Source organism: Actinoplanes sp. NPDC021490, from assembly GCF_055562135.1.
Window position 1 is genome coordinate 435604 of record NZ_JBVHFW010000001.1, and the last position, 16202, is coordinate 451805.

Here is a 16202-nt window from a genome sequence, read left to right on the forward strand (position 1 = left end):
ATTGACGTGGGCGAACCGTATGTGCGGTTTCATCCGTCTCGGTTGATCTGGATACGATCGACTGCACCGATGGGCGCGATGGGGAGAGTGGGACGACTGTGAATAATGTCCGTTCCGAGGCGCCGCTTGAATTGGCGCCGGGCTCGGTGGTGGTCGTCCGGGATGAGGAATGGCTGGTGCAGACCGCGGAGGAAACCGCGGACGGGCTTCTCGTACACGTTCGCGGCTTGGGCGAATTGGTCCGCGACACCACGGCCAGTTTCTACGCCTCCCTCGACCGCATCGAACCCCTCGACCCGGCAGCCGCGAGCGTGGTGGCCGATGACAGTCCCCACTACCGCAAGGCTCGCCTCTGGCTGGAGTCTACCTACCGCAAGACCGCCGTTCCGCTCGCCGACCGCTCGCTCACGGTCGCGACGCAGGCCCTGGCGACACCCTTGAGCTACCAGCAGACCGCCGTGCGCAAGGCGCTCGACCCGGACAACCTGCGTCCCCGGATCCTGCTGGCCGACGCGGTCGGGCTCGGCAAGACCTTGGAAATCGGCATGATCCTGTCGGAGTTGGTTCGCCGGGGCCGAGGTGAGCGGATCCTCATCGTGACGCCCCGCCACGTGCTCGAACAGATGCAGCAGGAATTGTGGTCGCGATTCGCTTTGCCGTTCGTCCGTCTCGACTCCGCCGGCATCCAACGAGTCCGGCAGAAGCTCCCGGCTAACCGCAACCCGTTCACATATTTCCGGCGGGCGATCATCTCGATCGACACGCTGAAATCGGAGCGGTACGCAGCCGGCCTGAAAAAGCAGCGCTGGGACGCGGTCGTGATCGACGAATCGCACAATCTGGCCAACGCGTCCACGCAGAACAACAAGTTGGCCCGCACATTGTCGCGAAATGCCGAAACGCTGATCTTGGCGTCGGCGACCCCGCACAACGGCCGCAAGGAGTCCTTCGCCGAACTCGTCCGGCTGCTCGACCCGTCTGCGATCCCGCCCGGCGGCGACCTGGTGGCTGCCGAGATTGACCGGTTGGTGATCCGCCGCCACCGGCACAGCGACGAGGTGGCCGGCGTCGTCGGCGCCGACTGGGCGGAACGGCGCAATCCGGAGAACCTGCTGGTGCCCGCGAGCCCGGCGGAGAACGCGGTCGCCCGCGAACTCCAGGACGTGTGGCTGTGGCCGCCGGACAAGCGCACCCCCTACTCCGGGCAGAACGCGTCGCTGTTCCCGTGGACGCTGGCCAAGGCATTCCTGTCATCACCGGCCGCGCTGGCCGAGACCATCCGGCAGCGTCTGGGCCGTCTCGCGCACGACGCCGCAGCGGACATCGAACGAGCGGCACTGGAACGGCTGTCCGACCTCAACGCGGCAGCGCTGGCAGCAGGCTCGGCCAAGTACACCCGGCTGGTCCAGCGGCTCCGGGAGATTGGCGTCGCCTCCGGCTCGCCGATGCGGGCGGTGGTGTTCGCCGAACGCGTCGCCACCCTCACCTGGCTGCACAAACACCTGCCGGCCGACCTCGGAGTGCCCGCCGAGGCCGTTGCGATCATGCACGGTGGCCTGCCCGACGACGAGCAGCAGCGCATCGTCGACGCGTTCAAGCAGGAACACGCCCCGGTCCGTGTCCTGGTCACCGGCGATGTCGCTTCCGAAGGGGTCAACCTGCACGCCCAGTGCCACGAGCTGATCCACTACGACATCCCGTGGAGCCTGATCCGCATCGAGCAGCGCAACGGCCGTATCGATCGGTACGGCCAGCAGCACCCGCCCCGGATCACTGCCCTGCTGCTGGAGCCGGATGGCGACCGGTTCGCTGGCGACATCCGCATCCTGGCGAAGCTGGTCGACAAGGAGAACGAGGCGCACCGCGCGCTCGGCGACGTGGCCTCCCTGATGGGCCAGTACGACGTGAAGGGCGAGGAGGACGCCATCCGCGCCGTCCTGGCCGGGCAGCGGGACCTCGACGAGGTGGTGCGGACGCCGGAAGCGGTGCTGGCCGGCGACGACCTGTCGGCGATGTTCTTCGGCATCGTCGACGCCGACGACACCGACGAGGAGCCGCTGCCTGAGACGACCGTGACCGCCGGGTCCGGGCTCTACCCAGACGAGGTCGCCTACCTCGACGAGGCGTTGCACGCGGCTTTCGTCGATCCGACGAAGCCGTTGAGCAACAACGGCGTCGCCTGGCGCCGTGATCCGGCCTTCGGCACCGCCGAACTGACCCCGCCGCCCGACCTGGTGCAACGCCTCGACGTGCTGCCGCAGAGCTATCTCGCCGACCGCCGGGTCACCGACAAGCTCGTCCTTGCTACCACCCTGGCGCGCGGCAAGGACCGGCTGGAGCAGGCGCTGCGCGACGACACCGGGTCCAGTTGGCCGGACGCGCACTACCTGAGCCCGCTGCACCCGGTGCTGGACTGGGCCTCGGACCGGGCCCTGGCCGGGCTGGGCCGTAACCAGGTGTTCGCGGTTCGCGGCGACGTCGACAACCTGACCGTGCTGCTACTGGGCACGCTCACCAACCGGCGCGGACAGGTCGTCTCGGCGGCGTGGCTGACCGTCGAGTTCCCGATGCCCGACGATTCGTCGTTCGCACCGGTGACGCCACACCCGTCGGCCGCCGCGGCGCTGGCCGCGCTGGGCTTCGACACTGCGCGAGCCAACCCCGGCCCGGTGCCCGACGCGGACGCGCTGAGCCGGTTCATCGCCCCGGCCGTGCACCACGCCCGCGCGCAGATGCGTGAACTGTTCGCCGCGGCCGAGAAGGACGTCGCACACCGGGTCGAACAGTGGTCACACCGGCTCGCCCAATGGCAGCACGACGCCGACGCGCTCATCCAGCGCCGTGACCTCAAGCAACGCCGGGTCAGCATCGGACAGGAGCAGAAGCTGGTCGCCGACATGAACCCGGACCGGCAACTGGTGCGCCCGCTGCTGGTGGCTGTACCAACCACGGAGGTGCACCAATGAGCGTGTCCGACGCGATCCTGGTCGGTGAGGGCTGGATCTCCGAGCACTACTTCACCACCGACGCGACGAAGGAGTCGTTCCGCGCCCGAGTGCTGGAACGCCGCAAGACCTGGGACGCGGAGGCCGACGAGCGCCGGCCCAGCCCACGCAGCCGGTTCACCGAGGCCCGGCAGGAGCTGGAAGCCGACCTCGCCAAGCTCAGCGAGCTGACCGACGTGGAGACCGATCTCGGCGCGACCGACCCGCAGACCACCGCCGCCGCGGTCACCTCGATCTACCAGCGCATCGTCGACATTCTGGAGTTGCGCGACCACGGTCTCGTCGCCCGGGAGCAGGGCCCGATCCTGCGAGTGTCAGCACCCGGCATCACCGACCGGGCGCCGCTGGTTGTAGTGCTCGCCCAGCCGGTTGCCACGGTCGAGGACATCCTCGCCAAGGACGGCCCGACGCTGGCCGCTCCGATGCGCCTGGACGACGACGGCGACGAACTGACCTCCGCCGCGCGTCTGACCTCCGCCCTGTTCGTCGAGGACGACGCCCCCGACCTGGCCCTCATCCTGGCCGGCCGGTGGGCGGTGCTGGCCGAACGGGAACGCTGGGCCGAGGGCCGTTACCTCGCCATCGACCTGCAACTGATCTGCGAACGCAACGACACCAGGCGCGGCGGCGAGATCGACCGCGCCCTCACCTGCCTGTCCGCCGCGTCGATCGCCCCAGACGCCGACGGCAACCTGTGGTGGAACAGCGTCCTCGAAGACTCAATCAAACACACCGTCGGCGTCTCCAAGGACCTCCGCGAGGGCGTACGCCTCTCGATCGAGATCATCGCGAATGATGTCGTCGCCCGCCGCCGCGCCCGCGGCCTCGAACCGTTGCCCGCAACCGAGGCTCAGCCGCTGGCCAAGCAGGCGCTGCGCTTCCTTTACCGCATTCTCTTCCTGCTGTACGCCGAAGCGTCACCCGAGCTGGGCGTGCTGCCGGTCGGCGCGCCCGAGTACGACCGCGGCTACAGCCTGGACCGACTGCGCGAACTCGTCCAGGTCGAGCTGGCCACCCCGCGAGCCCGGACCGGAACGCACCTCTACGAATCGCTGGGCGTGCTGTTCCGGCTGGTCGACAAAGGCCACCAGAGCGCCGAACCGGACGACGAGGAGTCGCTGTCCGCGCCGGGGCTTACCTTCAACCCGCTGCGCGCCGACCTGTTCCGGCCCAGCGCCACCGCGCACATCGACGCCGTCGGCCTCGGCAACGCCACCCTGCAGGAGATTCTCACCCACCTGCTGCTGAGCAAGGAGCGGCGGGGCAAAGACCGAGGCTTCATCTCGTACGCGGAACTGGGCATCAACCAGCTCGGCGCGGTCTACGAGGGGCTGATGTCGTACACCGGCTTCTTCGCCGACACCGACCTGTACGAGGTGGCCAAGGGCGGTGACGGCAGTAAGGGCTCCTGGGTGGTGCCGGTGGATCGGGCGGACGGCATCGACGCCGCCGACTTCGTGAAGCTGGCTGACAAGGTGACCGGTGAGCTGCGGCCGGTGCTGCACCCGCAGGGCTCGTTCGTGTTCCGGCTGGCCGGCCGCGAACGCCAGCAGTCTGCGTCCTACTACACCCCCGAGGTGCTGACGAAATTCACCGTCGGGCAGGCCCTGGAGGAACTGCTCGACCAGAACGGCGAACGCACACCGGCCGCCGACATCCTCGGCATGACGATCTGCGAACCCGCACTCGGATCGGGTGCGTTCGCCATCGAGGCGGTCCGGCAGCTCGCCGAGCAATATCTGAAGCGCCGCCAGGAGGAGCTGGCCGCCGAGGGCAAGCGTATCGACCCGGACGACTACCCCAAGCGCCTGCAAGAGGTGAAGGCCTACCTCGCGCTGCACAACGTGTACGGCGTCGACCTCAACGGCACCGCCGTCGAACTCGCCGAGATCACCCTGTGGCTCGACACGATGGTCCAGGGCCTGTCGGCGCCGTGGTTCGGTCTGCACTTGCGGCGCGGCAATTCGCTGATCGGTGCCCGTCGGGCCGTCTACCGTCGCAGCCAGGTCACCGACAAATCATGGTTGGGCGCCGTGCCGGACGAGGTGCCGCTGACCTCTCTGGTCGACGACATTGACGCCGAGCGAGTCGCCACCGACGGCATCCATCACTTCCTGCTGCCCGCCAACGGCTGGGGTTCAGCCGCCGACGCCAAGGAGGCCGCGGCACTCGCGCCCGACGCGGCGAAGAAACTCAAGACCTGGCGGGGCAGCACCAAAACCAAACCCACTAAGCAAATCGTCGACGCGTACGCCGAACTGGCGCACCGCGTGGAATCGTTGTGGCAGATCGCCTACCGCCGCCTGGACATCGCCGAAAAGCAAGTCCGTCGGCGCATCCCGGTATGGGAGGCGGGCGAGCTGCCTGTCGGCGGGGCAGTGCAACGCGAGGAGATCGAGGCGGCCCTCGCCGACGACGAGGGCGCCTACCGGCGGCTGCGCCGGGCGATGGACGCATGGACGGCGCTGTGGTTCTGGCCGCTCACCGATGAGTCCGCCACCGTCGACGGCGCTGTGGTCGCGCCGCCGACCGTCGCGCAGTGGATCGCCGGGCTGCAGGCCCTGCTGGGCCGCAACCCAGAACTGCGCAAACGCAAAGCCGCTGGGACGATCCTGAGCACAGGGATGAGCTGGGACGAACTCAACGAGGCCGAACGGGTGGAGATCGGCTTCGCCGGAGCCAAGCCGATTGAGACAGTGCTGCGCGAGCACCCGTGGCTGGTGGTGTGCGAGCGCATCGCCCAGCGGCAAGGCTTCTTCCACTGGCAACTGGAGTTCGCCGTGTTCGCTCGCGGCGGCTTCGACCTCCAGGTCGGTAATCCGCCCTGGGTCCGCCCAATCATAAACGTCGATGCATTGATGGCTGAGGGCGATCCGTGGTGGCAGCTAGCAGTTAAGCCGTCTGAAGAGCAGCGAGAGTCGCGCCGCGCCTCGACGTTAGGAATAAAAGGAATCAAAAATCTCGTTATCGACGGCGTGGCTGACGTCAAGGCGACTGCCGAATTCGTTGGCGCAGCCGTTCGTTACCCTGAACTTGATGGTCTACAGGCGGACCTCTACCGCTGCTTTATAGTGCATGCTTGGCGATCGGCTAGTTTGCGCGGAACTGCCGGCCTGATACACCTCGACAGTCATTTTACTGATGACGGTGCCGGCCTATTCCGCGCTGCGACATACTTAAGACTTCGGAGACATTGGGAATTTATCAACGAGCTGAAGCTCTTCGAGATTCAGCACCAAAAGCATTTCAGCGTGAATGTATACGGTGCCCCTCTGGTTGAACCACGGTTCGCGCATGCAGTTTCGCTCTACCATCCCGACACGGTGCTGCGGTCATTGACGCATGATGGTTCCGGGCCGGAGCCGGGGTTGAAGGATCCTGACGGCAACTGGGATCTTCGCCCACACCGCAGTCGGATTGCAGAGGCGACCTTCGAGACACTTCGTACGTGGCACGCAATCGCAGAAAGCTCCAGTAGTCCCGTACTTAACACTCGCATGGCATACACAGTTAATACAGCATCAGCGATGGTCCTCGAGAAGCTATCGACGTTGCGTCGAATAGGAGAGCTGGAGTTCAGTTATTCGGACGGATGGCGGGAAAACACGCATCGCAAGAAGGGATACTTCAAGGTAGATTGGGGAGCGCCGTCGTCGTGGCGCGACGCCATACTTCAGGGTTCGCATATTTTCGTCGCTACCCCCATCTACAAGGTGCCGAATGCATCGATGAAAAACAAAGATGACTGGTCCGCCTCCGACCTGGAAGGAGTTGATTCTTACGCAGTCCCAGCGACCATCTACAAACCTTTGGGCGAGCGTCAAAGATATGACCGCGACTATCATCATTGGGGCGATATCAATAATCGGATCTCGGCTCGATGCTTTTACCGAGTGGCCTGGCGAACAATGGCTGCCAACACAGGTGAGCGGACTCTTATGCCAGCCGTAATCCCACCTGGTGCTGCCCATGTACACGCAATTCAGGCGCTTGGAAGTGTAAGCGGAGAAACGCGCACGATTGTGGCAGTCCAGGGAATTATGGGCTCACTTATAGCTGATTTCATCGTTAGATGCGTCCCTAAAAGTGCAATCAGCGCAAATGCCGTAATGCGCATTCCGTGGGCATTACCGTCGAGAGCACTTTCCAGCGCGCTCACACTTCGGGTCCTTCGACTGAATTGCATAACCGATGCATACTCCGACTTGTGGAGTTCATCCTACTCTGTCGATTTCTCCTCAGACGAGTGGGCTAGTGGATTCGCCCATGCAAAACGTCGGCGCCTTGGTGCGGTTGCTTCCGAATGGACGGATTGTACGCCGCTCCGAGTCGCCGCCGATCGCCGCCAAGCTCTGCTAGAGGTAGACGCCCTTGTCGCGCTACTACTCGGCGTAACCGTGGATGAGCTGTGCACTATGTATCGTACGCAATTTCCTGTTTTATATGGCTACGACCAAAACGAGTACACCTTTGACATGAACGGTCGCCTCGTACCAAACTCGGTGCTTGCTGTCTGGCGGAAGAAGGGCGACCGGATAACTACCGAGGAGCGCACCGCCACCAACCAGGCCGGCAACACGTACACGTATGAGCTGCCGTTCGTCACCCTGGATCGGGAGGCGGACATGCGGGAGGCGTACGCGGTCTTCGAGCAGCGCCTGCGGGAGCGTCAGTGACCGAGCTGCTGCCCACCGTCCAGGCCGCCAATGTCCGGCACAGCCTGGTCGACTACCTGACGACGACGTTCGCGCTGACCGAGGCGGATGCCCGCGATGGCCTCGACACGTTCCTGTCCGACCCGGTCAGTGGCATGTTCAAGGGCCCGTACGTACGCCTGCGGTTGCCGTTTCGTCCGGCCGAGTCGGGCTGGCGGCAGCACCTCGACTGGTATGCCGGCCCGGCCCCGTACGGTCATCAGGCCGCCGCGTTCGCCCGGCTGACCTCGCTGGGTGGGCGTCGCCCGCAGCCGACGCTGGTCACCACCGGTACCGGCTCGGGTAAGACCGAGGCGTTCCTGCACCCGATCCTGGACCATGTGCGCCGGGCCCGGCTGGAGGGTGTCCCCGGGACCAAGGCGCTGATCCTGTACCCGATGAACGCGCTCGCCAACGACCAGGCCGCCCGCCTCACCGGGCTACTCACCGGCCACCCTGAGCTGGCCTCGATCACGGCGGCGCTCTACACCGGGCAGAAGGACAAGCCGCGGACCATGGTCACCGCGGACGGGTTGATCACCGACCGCGGGATCATCCGCGACACTGCCCCCGACATCCTGCTGACCAACTACAAGATGCTCGACCAGTTGCTGTTGCGCCACGAGGACCAGAACCTGTGGCGGCAGTCCGCGACCAGCCTGCGCTACCTGGTGCTCGACGAGTTCCACACCTACGACGGCGCGCAGGGCACTGACGTGGCGATGCTGCTGCGGCGTCTCGGCCTGGCCCTGAAGAGCCATTGGCGCGACGGCGACCCGGCCGTCACCGATGAGGCCCGGTCCCGGCCGCTCGGGTTGATCACGCCGGTGGCTACGTCGGCGACCCTCGGGGACAAGGGCGACCCGGGCGCCATGCTGGGTTTTGCCGAGACCGTTTTCGGTGAGGCGTTTCTCGCCGACGCGGTGGTGACCGAGTCCCGGCAGGACCTCGCCGAGTGGGTCGGCGACGCGGAGATTGTCGTGGCCGAGGCAGGGTTCGCCGTTGCGGACGAGTTCCGGGCCGAGGAGGTACGGGCGGCCGTCGACGCGCTCGGCGCTGACCCGGACGGCGCGGTTCTGGCGCGTACCGTCCTCGGTTTGCTCTGGGCCGGTGACCGGGACCGGCTCGCCGCGGCCGCGCCGGATTTGCTGCTCGCCTTGGCGAAGGCGCACCCGTTGGTGCAGGAGCTGGCCTACGAGACCGCCGACGCGGTGAGCGTGGACGACCTGGTCCGGCGGATCGCCAGCCAGGCAGACCGGCGCACCTCCAGTCTCGCGGCGGGTGGTTTCGACACCGACTGGTCGCGGGCGATCACCGCGGTGGTGGCGGCCCTCGGGCACATCCGGGCGGTTGCCGGCCGTGACGCGCTCGCCGTCGACGTGCACCTGTGGGTGCGTGAACTCACTCGCATCGACCGGGCCGCCGACACCACCGCCCGGTTCCGCTGGGGCGACGACGGCCCGCCGGTGGCCGGTGGCGACACCGAGGACATCCGGCCGTCGTTCCCGGCCGTCTACTGCCGGTTCTGCGGCCGGTCCGGCTGGGGTGTCGCGCTCGCGCCGGTCGGCACCGGACTCGCCGTCGACGACGAGACCATCCGGCGTAACCACGCCACCCGCGAGGGCCGTTTCCGGGCTCTGCTCTACGCGCCGGCCGAAGCCAACGCCGCCTACGACGGGGCCGGACACCCCGACGGGCTGGCCTGGTTCTCGGTACGCGGCCGGGAACTGCTCACCGCCGCACCGGGCGACGACGACCCCGACCTGCGCGACGGGTGGATCCTGCCGGTGCTCACCACCGCCGGACGGGACGCCGACGAGGACGCGCGGCATGACACCTGCCCGTCCTGCGCCCAGCCGGACGGCATCCGCTTCCTCGGCAGCGCCATCGCCACCCTGCTGTCGGTGTCACTGTCCACGTTGTTCGGCTCGGCGGCCTTGAACGTACGGGAGAAGAAGGCCCTGGTTTTCACCGACTCGGTGCAGGACGCCGCGCACCGGGCCGGTTTCGTGGAAGCCCGCTCGCATACGCTGACCTTGCGCGCGGCACTCAACGCCGCGATCGCTCCCGGCAGCCTCACCTTGGACGCGCTGGTCGAGGATGCGATCCGGCGCACCGGTGAGGATGATTTCCAGCGGTACCGGCTCCTCGGCCCGGACTGCGTCGACCGGGAGTCGTTCACCCCGTTCTGGAAGTCGAAGACCCTGCGGGGGGTGCCTGCCCGGGTGATGTCCCGGGTCCGGAAACGGCTCGCCCTCGATGTGGCTCTGGAGTTCGGGATGAACTCGCGCACCGGCCGGACGCTCGAACTGACCGGGGCCGCGACCGTCGAGGTGGAGGCCGGCCAGCCGGCCCGGATGGCCGCCGCGGCCCGCACCGTGCTGACCGGGTTCGCCGTGCAGAACCCGCTCGGGCCGGACAACGCCGAACCGGCCGACGAGACGCTCGTGCGGTGGGTGCGCGGTGTGCTGGACCGGATGCGGGCGCAGGGTGCGATCGACCATCCCTGGTTCACCACCTTCCGGCAGGAGGACGGTAACCGCTGGTCCATCTGGGGTGGGCGGCCGAGGGGAGAGGGCATGCCCGCATTCCCCAACACCCGGCCGGCACCCAGCTATCCGCGCGTCGGCGGCTCGGCCAACCCGGTCCGCGACAGCGACCTGGACGCGGTCACCTCGGCGCAGTCCTGGTATGCGCGCTGGACCTCGCGGGCGCTGTCGGTCAGCCCCGCTGACGGCGGTCGGCTCACCCGGCTCCTGCTGGACCGGCTCGCCCGCGACGGTGTCCTCACCACCGTCACCAGCCAGAGCGGCGCCACCATCTACGCGATCCCGCCGTCCGGTGTCGTCGTCGCCCCGGCCGGGCTCGACGACCTCACCGCCAAACGGCACCTGCTGGCCTGCGACACCTGCCGGGCGCTGGTACCGGGCAGCCGCACCACCGTCGACCAGCTCGACGGCGCACCGTGCATGCTGGTGCGCTGCCACGGATGGCTGACCCGGGAGGCGCTGGCCGACAACTTCTACCGCCGACTCTACGCCTCCACGGACATGCGCCGGATCGTCGCGCGTGAGCACACCAGCCTGCTCGACGACGCCACCCGGCTGAGCTACGAGGACGGCTTCAAGAAGTCCTCGACCGAGCCGCAGGCGCCCAACGTGCTGGTCGCCACTCCCACCCTGGAAATGGGTATCGACATCGGCGACCTGTCCACCGTGCTGCTCTCGTCGCTGCCCCGCACCGTCGCGTCCTACCTGCAACGGGTCGGGCGGGCCGGGCGGCTCACCGGCAACGCCCTCAACCTGGCCTACCTCACCGGGCGCGGCGACCAACTGCCCAAGCTCGGCGACCCGTTGTCGGTCATCAACGGTGAGGTCCGCCCACCGGCGACCTACCTGAGCGCCGAGGAGATCCTGCGCCGGCAGTTCACCGCCGGCCTCGTCGACGGGATGGCCCGCGACGAGCGGCACACCCACCCGAACAGCGCGAGCAAGGCCATCGGAGCCAGCGAACCGGACTCGTTCCTCGGCGAACTCATCGCCGCCGCCGAAGCGGGTGGTGCCGCCGCGGTGCGCCGGTTCACCGATACCTTCGGGGCACTGCCCGAGGCCACCGTCGCCGCGCTCACCGACTGGGTCAACCCGGGTGCCGGAGCCGGCACCAGCCTGTTCGCCGGGCACGTGCACGCGGCCAGCCGCCGCTGGCAGCAGACCGTCGAGACGCTCAAACGACGGCAGACCGAGATCAACAAGGTGTTGCCCGAACTCGAGGCCCAGGCCGTGTCGCCGGCCGCCACCGACGACGACGAGCGGGCCCTGCGGTCAGCCAAGACCACCCGCAAGCTGATCGGTGGGCAACTCGGGCACCTGCGCGGCGAATACTGGATCAGCGTGCTGGAGGAGTACGGGCTGCTGCCCAACTATACGCTCCTCGACGACACCGTCACCCTCGCCGTCGGGATCAGCTGGACCAACCCTGACTCCGGCGAGTTCGAGAGCGACAGCGCCCAGTTCCAGCGCGGCTCGGCGCAGGCCATCCGGGAGTTCGCGCCCGGCGCCACCTTCTACGCCCGGGGGTGGGAGATCGCCGTCGACGCGATCGACCTCGGCATCGACGGCGAATCCATTCGCCCGTGGGTGTTCTGCCCCGCCTGCGGATACGCCGCCGACGTCGCCGCCACCGGCCAGGAACAGCAGATCGCCAGGTGCCCGCGGTGCGGCAGCATCGGCATCGCCGACACCGGTCAGCGCCTCGATGTCGTCGAACTCTCGCACGTCTCGGCCGAGGTGCGCCGCGACGAGGTGAAGATCTCCGACCGGCGTGACCAGCGCGACCACATCCCGTTCCAGCTCATCTCGGCGGCCGACATCGACCCGGCCGGCATCGCAGCGAAGTGGTTCGCCGAGAATACCGGGCTGGGCTGCACGTACCTGCGCAGCATGGACCTGCGCTGGCTGAACGTCGGCGTCCCCGGTCACGGCACGTCGCGGATCATTTCGGCCGACGAACGCACCGGCGCGCTGTTCCGGGTGTGCAGCGGATGCGGCAAGCTCGACACCGACTCCGGCCGGAACCGCCCGCACGAGCACCGGGCCTGGTGCCCGTACCGCAAGTCGGCCGTGGAGAACACCGTCGCCGTCGCCCTCTCGCGCACCCTGCGCACCCAGGGTCTGTTGCTGCGCCTGCCGTACGCGGTCACCCTCGGCGACGACTTCGCCGTGCCGAGCCTGGCCGCCGCCGTCCTGCTCGGGCTGCGCGAACAGATCGGCGGACACCCCGACCACCTGCGGGTCGAGCACGTCGTCGACCCCACCCTCAGCGACGGCACCGACAATCACGACGCCCTGCTGCTGCACGACGTGGTGCCCGGCGGCACCGGCTACCTGGCCGACCTGGCCACCCCGGATCGCCTTCGCGACCTGCTCGAGCTCGCCTGGCAGCGGGTGCACGACTGTGAATGCCGGCACGAGGAACGCCTCGCCTGCCACCGCTGCCTGCTGCCGTTCACCCCGCCCACCCTGCTGCGCCGCACGTCGCGCGCCTCAGCCGAACGGCACCTCGCTCACCTGCTCGGCCTGGACGAGGACGCCGATACCGCCGACGGCTCGCCGTGGACGCTGGTCACCACCCCACCGCAGGACAGCCCCGAATCGCACCTGGAACAACGCTTCCGCAAGCTGATCTCGCAGCGGCTCACCGCGATCGGGGCAGCCACCACCGAGGTGCCGAAACCGTGGGGCAACGCCCTGCGCTTCACCCTGCCCGGCGACCACCGCCAATGGACCCTCACCCCGCAGGTCAACGTCGAGAACTCCCGCCCCGACTTCCTGCTGGAATCCAACGACACCTCCGTGCCGGCCGTCGCCGTCTTCACCGACGGGCACGCCTTCCACGCCGTCGCGTCCCGCAACCGGCTCGCCGACGACGCCGAGAAACGACAGATCCTGCGCGACACCGGCCGTATCGTCCTGGCGGTGACCGCAGCCGACATCGCCGCGGCCGAGCAGCAACATTCGGCCGCCCCGGCCTGGTTCTCCGAGGCCACCGTCGCCAGGCTGATCAAGCAGGCCCCGTTCCAGGCCGCGCCCAGCGCGTACGAGGGCCTGCGGGCCGACCCGATCTCCTGGCTGCTCGCCTGGGTGTCCGCACCCAAACCCGCGGCCCTCGGGATCGTCGCGCGAGCCGTGCCGATGTTCCTGGTCGACGGCCAGTCCCGCCGCACCTGCGCCGACGGGATCAGCCTCGCCGCGGTCGGCCGGGCCACGCTGCTCGCCGAGGAACTGCCGCCCGGCGACCGGACCGTCCTGGTACGGCAGTTCGGTGCCCTCGCCGTCGTCGTCGAACCGACCAAGTCGGCAGTGCACGCCGCACTCGTGCTCGACGACCGGGAACAGGCCCTCGACGCCGCACACACCGACGCCTGGCGGTTATGGCTGCAACTGTCCAACGCCATGTCCCTGCGCGACTGGCCCACCACCATCACGACCTCCAGCCGAGTGGAGAGCCTGGTCACGGCTGCGGCCGCACCGGAACCGGCCACTTCCGACGGTCTCCCCGACGGGGTGGACGAGAGCTGGGCATCCGCGTACGAGTCGGCCGCGTCCGGCGTCGAACGCGACCTGATCCGCCTGCTCGCCGTCCACGGCGGCATCGAAGCGCCGCAGATCGGCGCGGAAGGCCCGCAGGGCATCCCGATGGACATCTGCTGGCCGCGCGTACACATAGCGGTCGACCTGTACGACATGCCCGACGAGGACCGAGCGGACCTCAGCTCCGCCGGCTGGCACGTGGTGCAGCCGGAACCGAACGCCATCGTCGCGGCACTGACCGGCACCACCGACCGCGGGGAGAGCTGATGCCGACGATCATCATGACCAAGTGGCCTGTCAAGATCGACGGCTCGGTCAAGGCCAAGGCGATGACCTTCCTGCAGAAACTTTCCGCCGACGACACCACCCCCGGCCTGCACGTCGAACCGATCGCCGGTGCGGCCGACTCGCGGGTGCGCACCGGCCGCGTCGACCAGTTCTGGCGCGCCGTGATGTTCCGGCTCGACGGCGCCGAGGAGAGCCATTACGTCATCCACGGCGTCTGGCCCCACGACGACGCCATCGTCGTCGCCACCCGGGTGCGTCTCAAGGTCAACCCGATCAACGGGCTGCCCCAGATCGAGCAGGCGGAACCCGCCGCTCATCCCGCGGTCCCGCCGATGTCGCGCGCCAAGCCTCTGCTGGGTCGGCTCGGGCGCACCCGCGGCGACCTCATCGACCGGCTCGGCGTTCCCGCCGACGTCGCTGATCTGGCACTGGCCGCGCCGGACGAGGACGCCATCCTCGACCTCGCCCAACAACACGACGGCTGGCTGGGAATGATCCTGGTCGACCTGGCCACCCCGGACTCGATCGACACCATCGCCGAGCGGCTGCAAATCGCTGCGCCAGAACAGACCGGCGACGAAGACGCCGACCTGTTGCGCTCGCTCAAGCAGCCCGCCGCCCAGGCGCAGTTCGCGTTCATCGACGGCCAGGAGGAACTTCGCCGGGTCATCGAAAAGGGCGACTTCGGTTCATGGCGGGTGTTCCTGCACCCTGAGCAGCGCCGCTACGCCGTGCGCCGGTACAAGGGCCCGTTCCGGCTCTCCGGAGGTGCCGGCACCGGCAAGACCGTCGTGCTCATCCACCGGGCCCGGGTGCTGGCCCGCGAGCAGCAAGACGCCCGGATCGTCCTGACGACGTTCACCACGAACTTGGCAGACGCACTTCGCGACGGCCTTGCCCAACTCGATCCGACGGTTCCGCAGGCGAGCGCCCTCAACCACCCCGGCGTCTACGTGACCGGCGTCGACGCCCTGGCCGCAGCCGTCATCCGTGCCGCTGGAACCGGCATCGCCGATGCCGTCCAGACCGTGCTGGGTGATGTCCGGTCCACCCCCACCGGGCGCACCCCGAACGGTCGGTGGCGCGAGGTCATCGAGGCGTCATCGTCGAAGTTGCCCTCGGAGATTGCCAACGAGACCTTCCTGAGCGCCGAGTACGCTCTCGTTGTCCTACCCAACCGGGTAAAGAACGAGAACGAATACCGCCGCATCCGGCGGCCCAGCCGCGGTGTCGCCCTGGACCGTGCCAAGCGCGACGGCGTGTGGGCGCTGATCGCGGCGTACCGGGCCCAGTGCCGCATCGACGGCACTCTCGACTTCGCCGAGGCCGCCGCTGTCGCCGCCGCCCACCTCGTCACCACCGGCGGCCAAGCCGACCACGTGCTCGTCGACGAAGGTCAGGACCTGTCGCCGACGCACTGGCAGATGCTGCGCGCCCTGGTCGCCGAGGGCGAGGACGACCTGTTCATAGCCGAGGACTCCCACCAGCGCATCTACGGCAACCGGACAGTCCTGGGCCGCTACGGCATCAAGATCGTCGGCCGCTCGCAGCGGCTCACCCTCAACTACCGCACCACCGCGCAGAACCTGCGCTACGCGATGGCGGTGCTCGACGGCGGCGACTACGTCGACCTCGAAGAGCAGGCGGAAGCCACCGGCTACCGCTCGGCTCGATCGGGGCCGACACCGGCGGTCGAGGCCGTGGAGTCGCTTGTCGCCGAACTCGACACGATCGCGTCCCGTATCCGTTCCTGGCTCGACAGCGGAGCGGCACCCGAGACGATCGCCGTCCTCGTGCACGACAAGTTCCAGCGGGAACGAGTGGTCAACGCGCTCAACGAGCGCGGCGTGCAGGCGCGAGCAGTCGACCGTGAACGGCCGGCGGAAGGCCGGGTGCTCGTGATGACTATGCACCGGGCCAAAGGCATGGAGTTCGCCAAGGTCGTGCTCTCCGACGTCGGCTTCCAGTCGACGGCGGAGAAGGCCCGGCTCGACGGCCTGGACGACGTCGAACGACAGGACGCCGAACTGCGGGCCCGGTCATTGGTATACGTGGCCGCCACCCGTGCCCGAGATGAACTCGTCGTGGTCCAGCGGCAATAGTCACTGTTCACTCGACGTCAGGAG

4 protein-coding genes are annotated in these 16202 nt (G+C 68.2%); all 4 read left to right on the forward strand.

What is annotated here, in order from left to right:
- Positions 1–98: 98 nt before the first annotated feature.
- From ACZ3I4_RS02025 to ACZ3I4_RS02040, 4 genes are read left to right on the forward strand one after another with little or no spacing between them, the layout of a single operon-like run.
- Positions 99–2966, forward strand: a complete 2868-nt coding sequence (locus ACZ3I4_RS02025) for a helicase-related protein (protein ID WP_465379981.1) — start codon at positions 99–101, stop codon at positions 2964–2966.
- On the forward strand, positions 2963–7681 hold the full coding sequence (locus tag ACZ3I4_RS02030; RefSeq protein WP_465379982.1) for a class I SAM-dependent DNA methyltransferase: 4719 nt from the start codon (positions 2963–2965) through the stop codon (positions 7679–7681). The genes ACZ3I4_RS02025 and ACZ3I4_RS02030 overlap by 4 nt, the downstream gene beginning before the upstream one ends.
- Positions 7678–14055, forward strand: a complete 6378-nt coding sequence (locus ACZ3I4_RS02035; protein WP_465379983.1) for a DEAD/DEAH box helicase — start codon at positions 7678–7680, stop codon at positions 14053–14055. Before ACZ3I4_RS02030 ends, ACZ3I4_RS02035 begins: the two co-directional genes overlap by 4 nt.
- The gene (locus ACZ3I4_RS02040) at positions 14055–16178 is read left to right on the forward strand and encodes a UvrD-helicase domain-containing protein (protein WP_465379984.1); all 2124 of its coding nucleotides are present in this window, start codon (positions 14055–14057) and stop codon (positions 16176–16178) included. Before ACZ3I4_RS02035 ends, ACZ3I4_RS02040 begins: the two co-directional genes overlap by 1 nt.
- Positions 16179–16202: the final 24 nt, after the last annotated feature.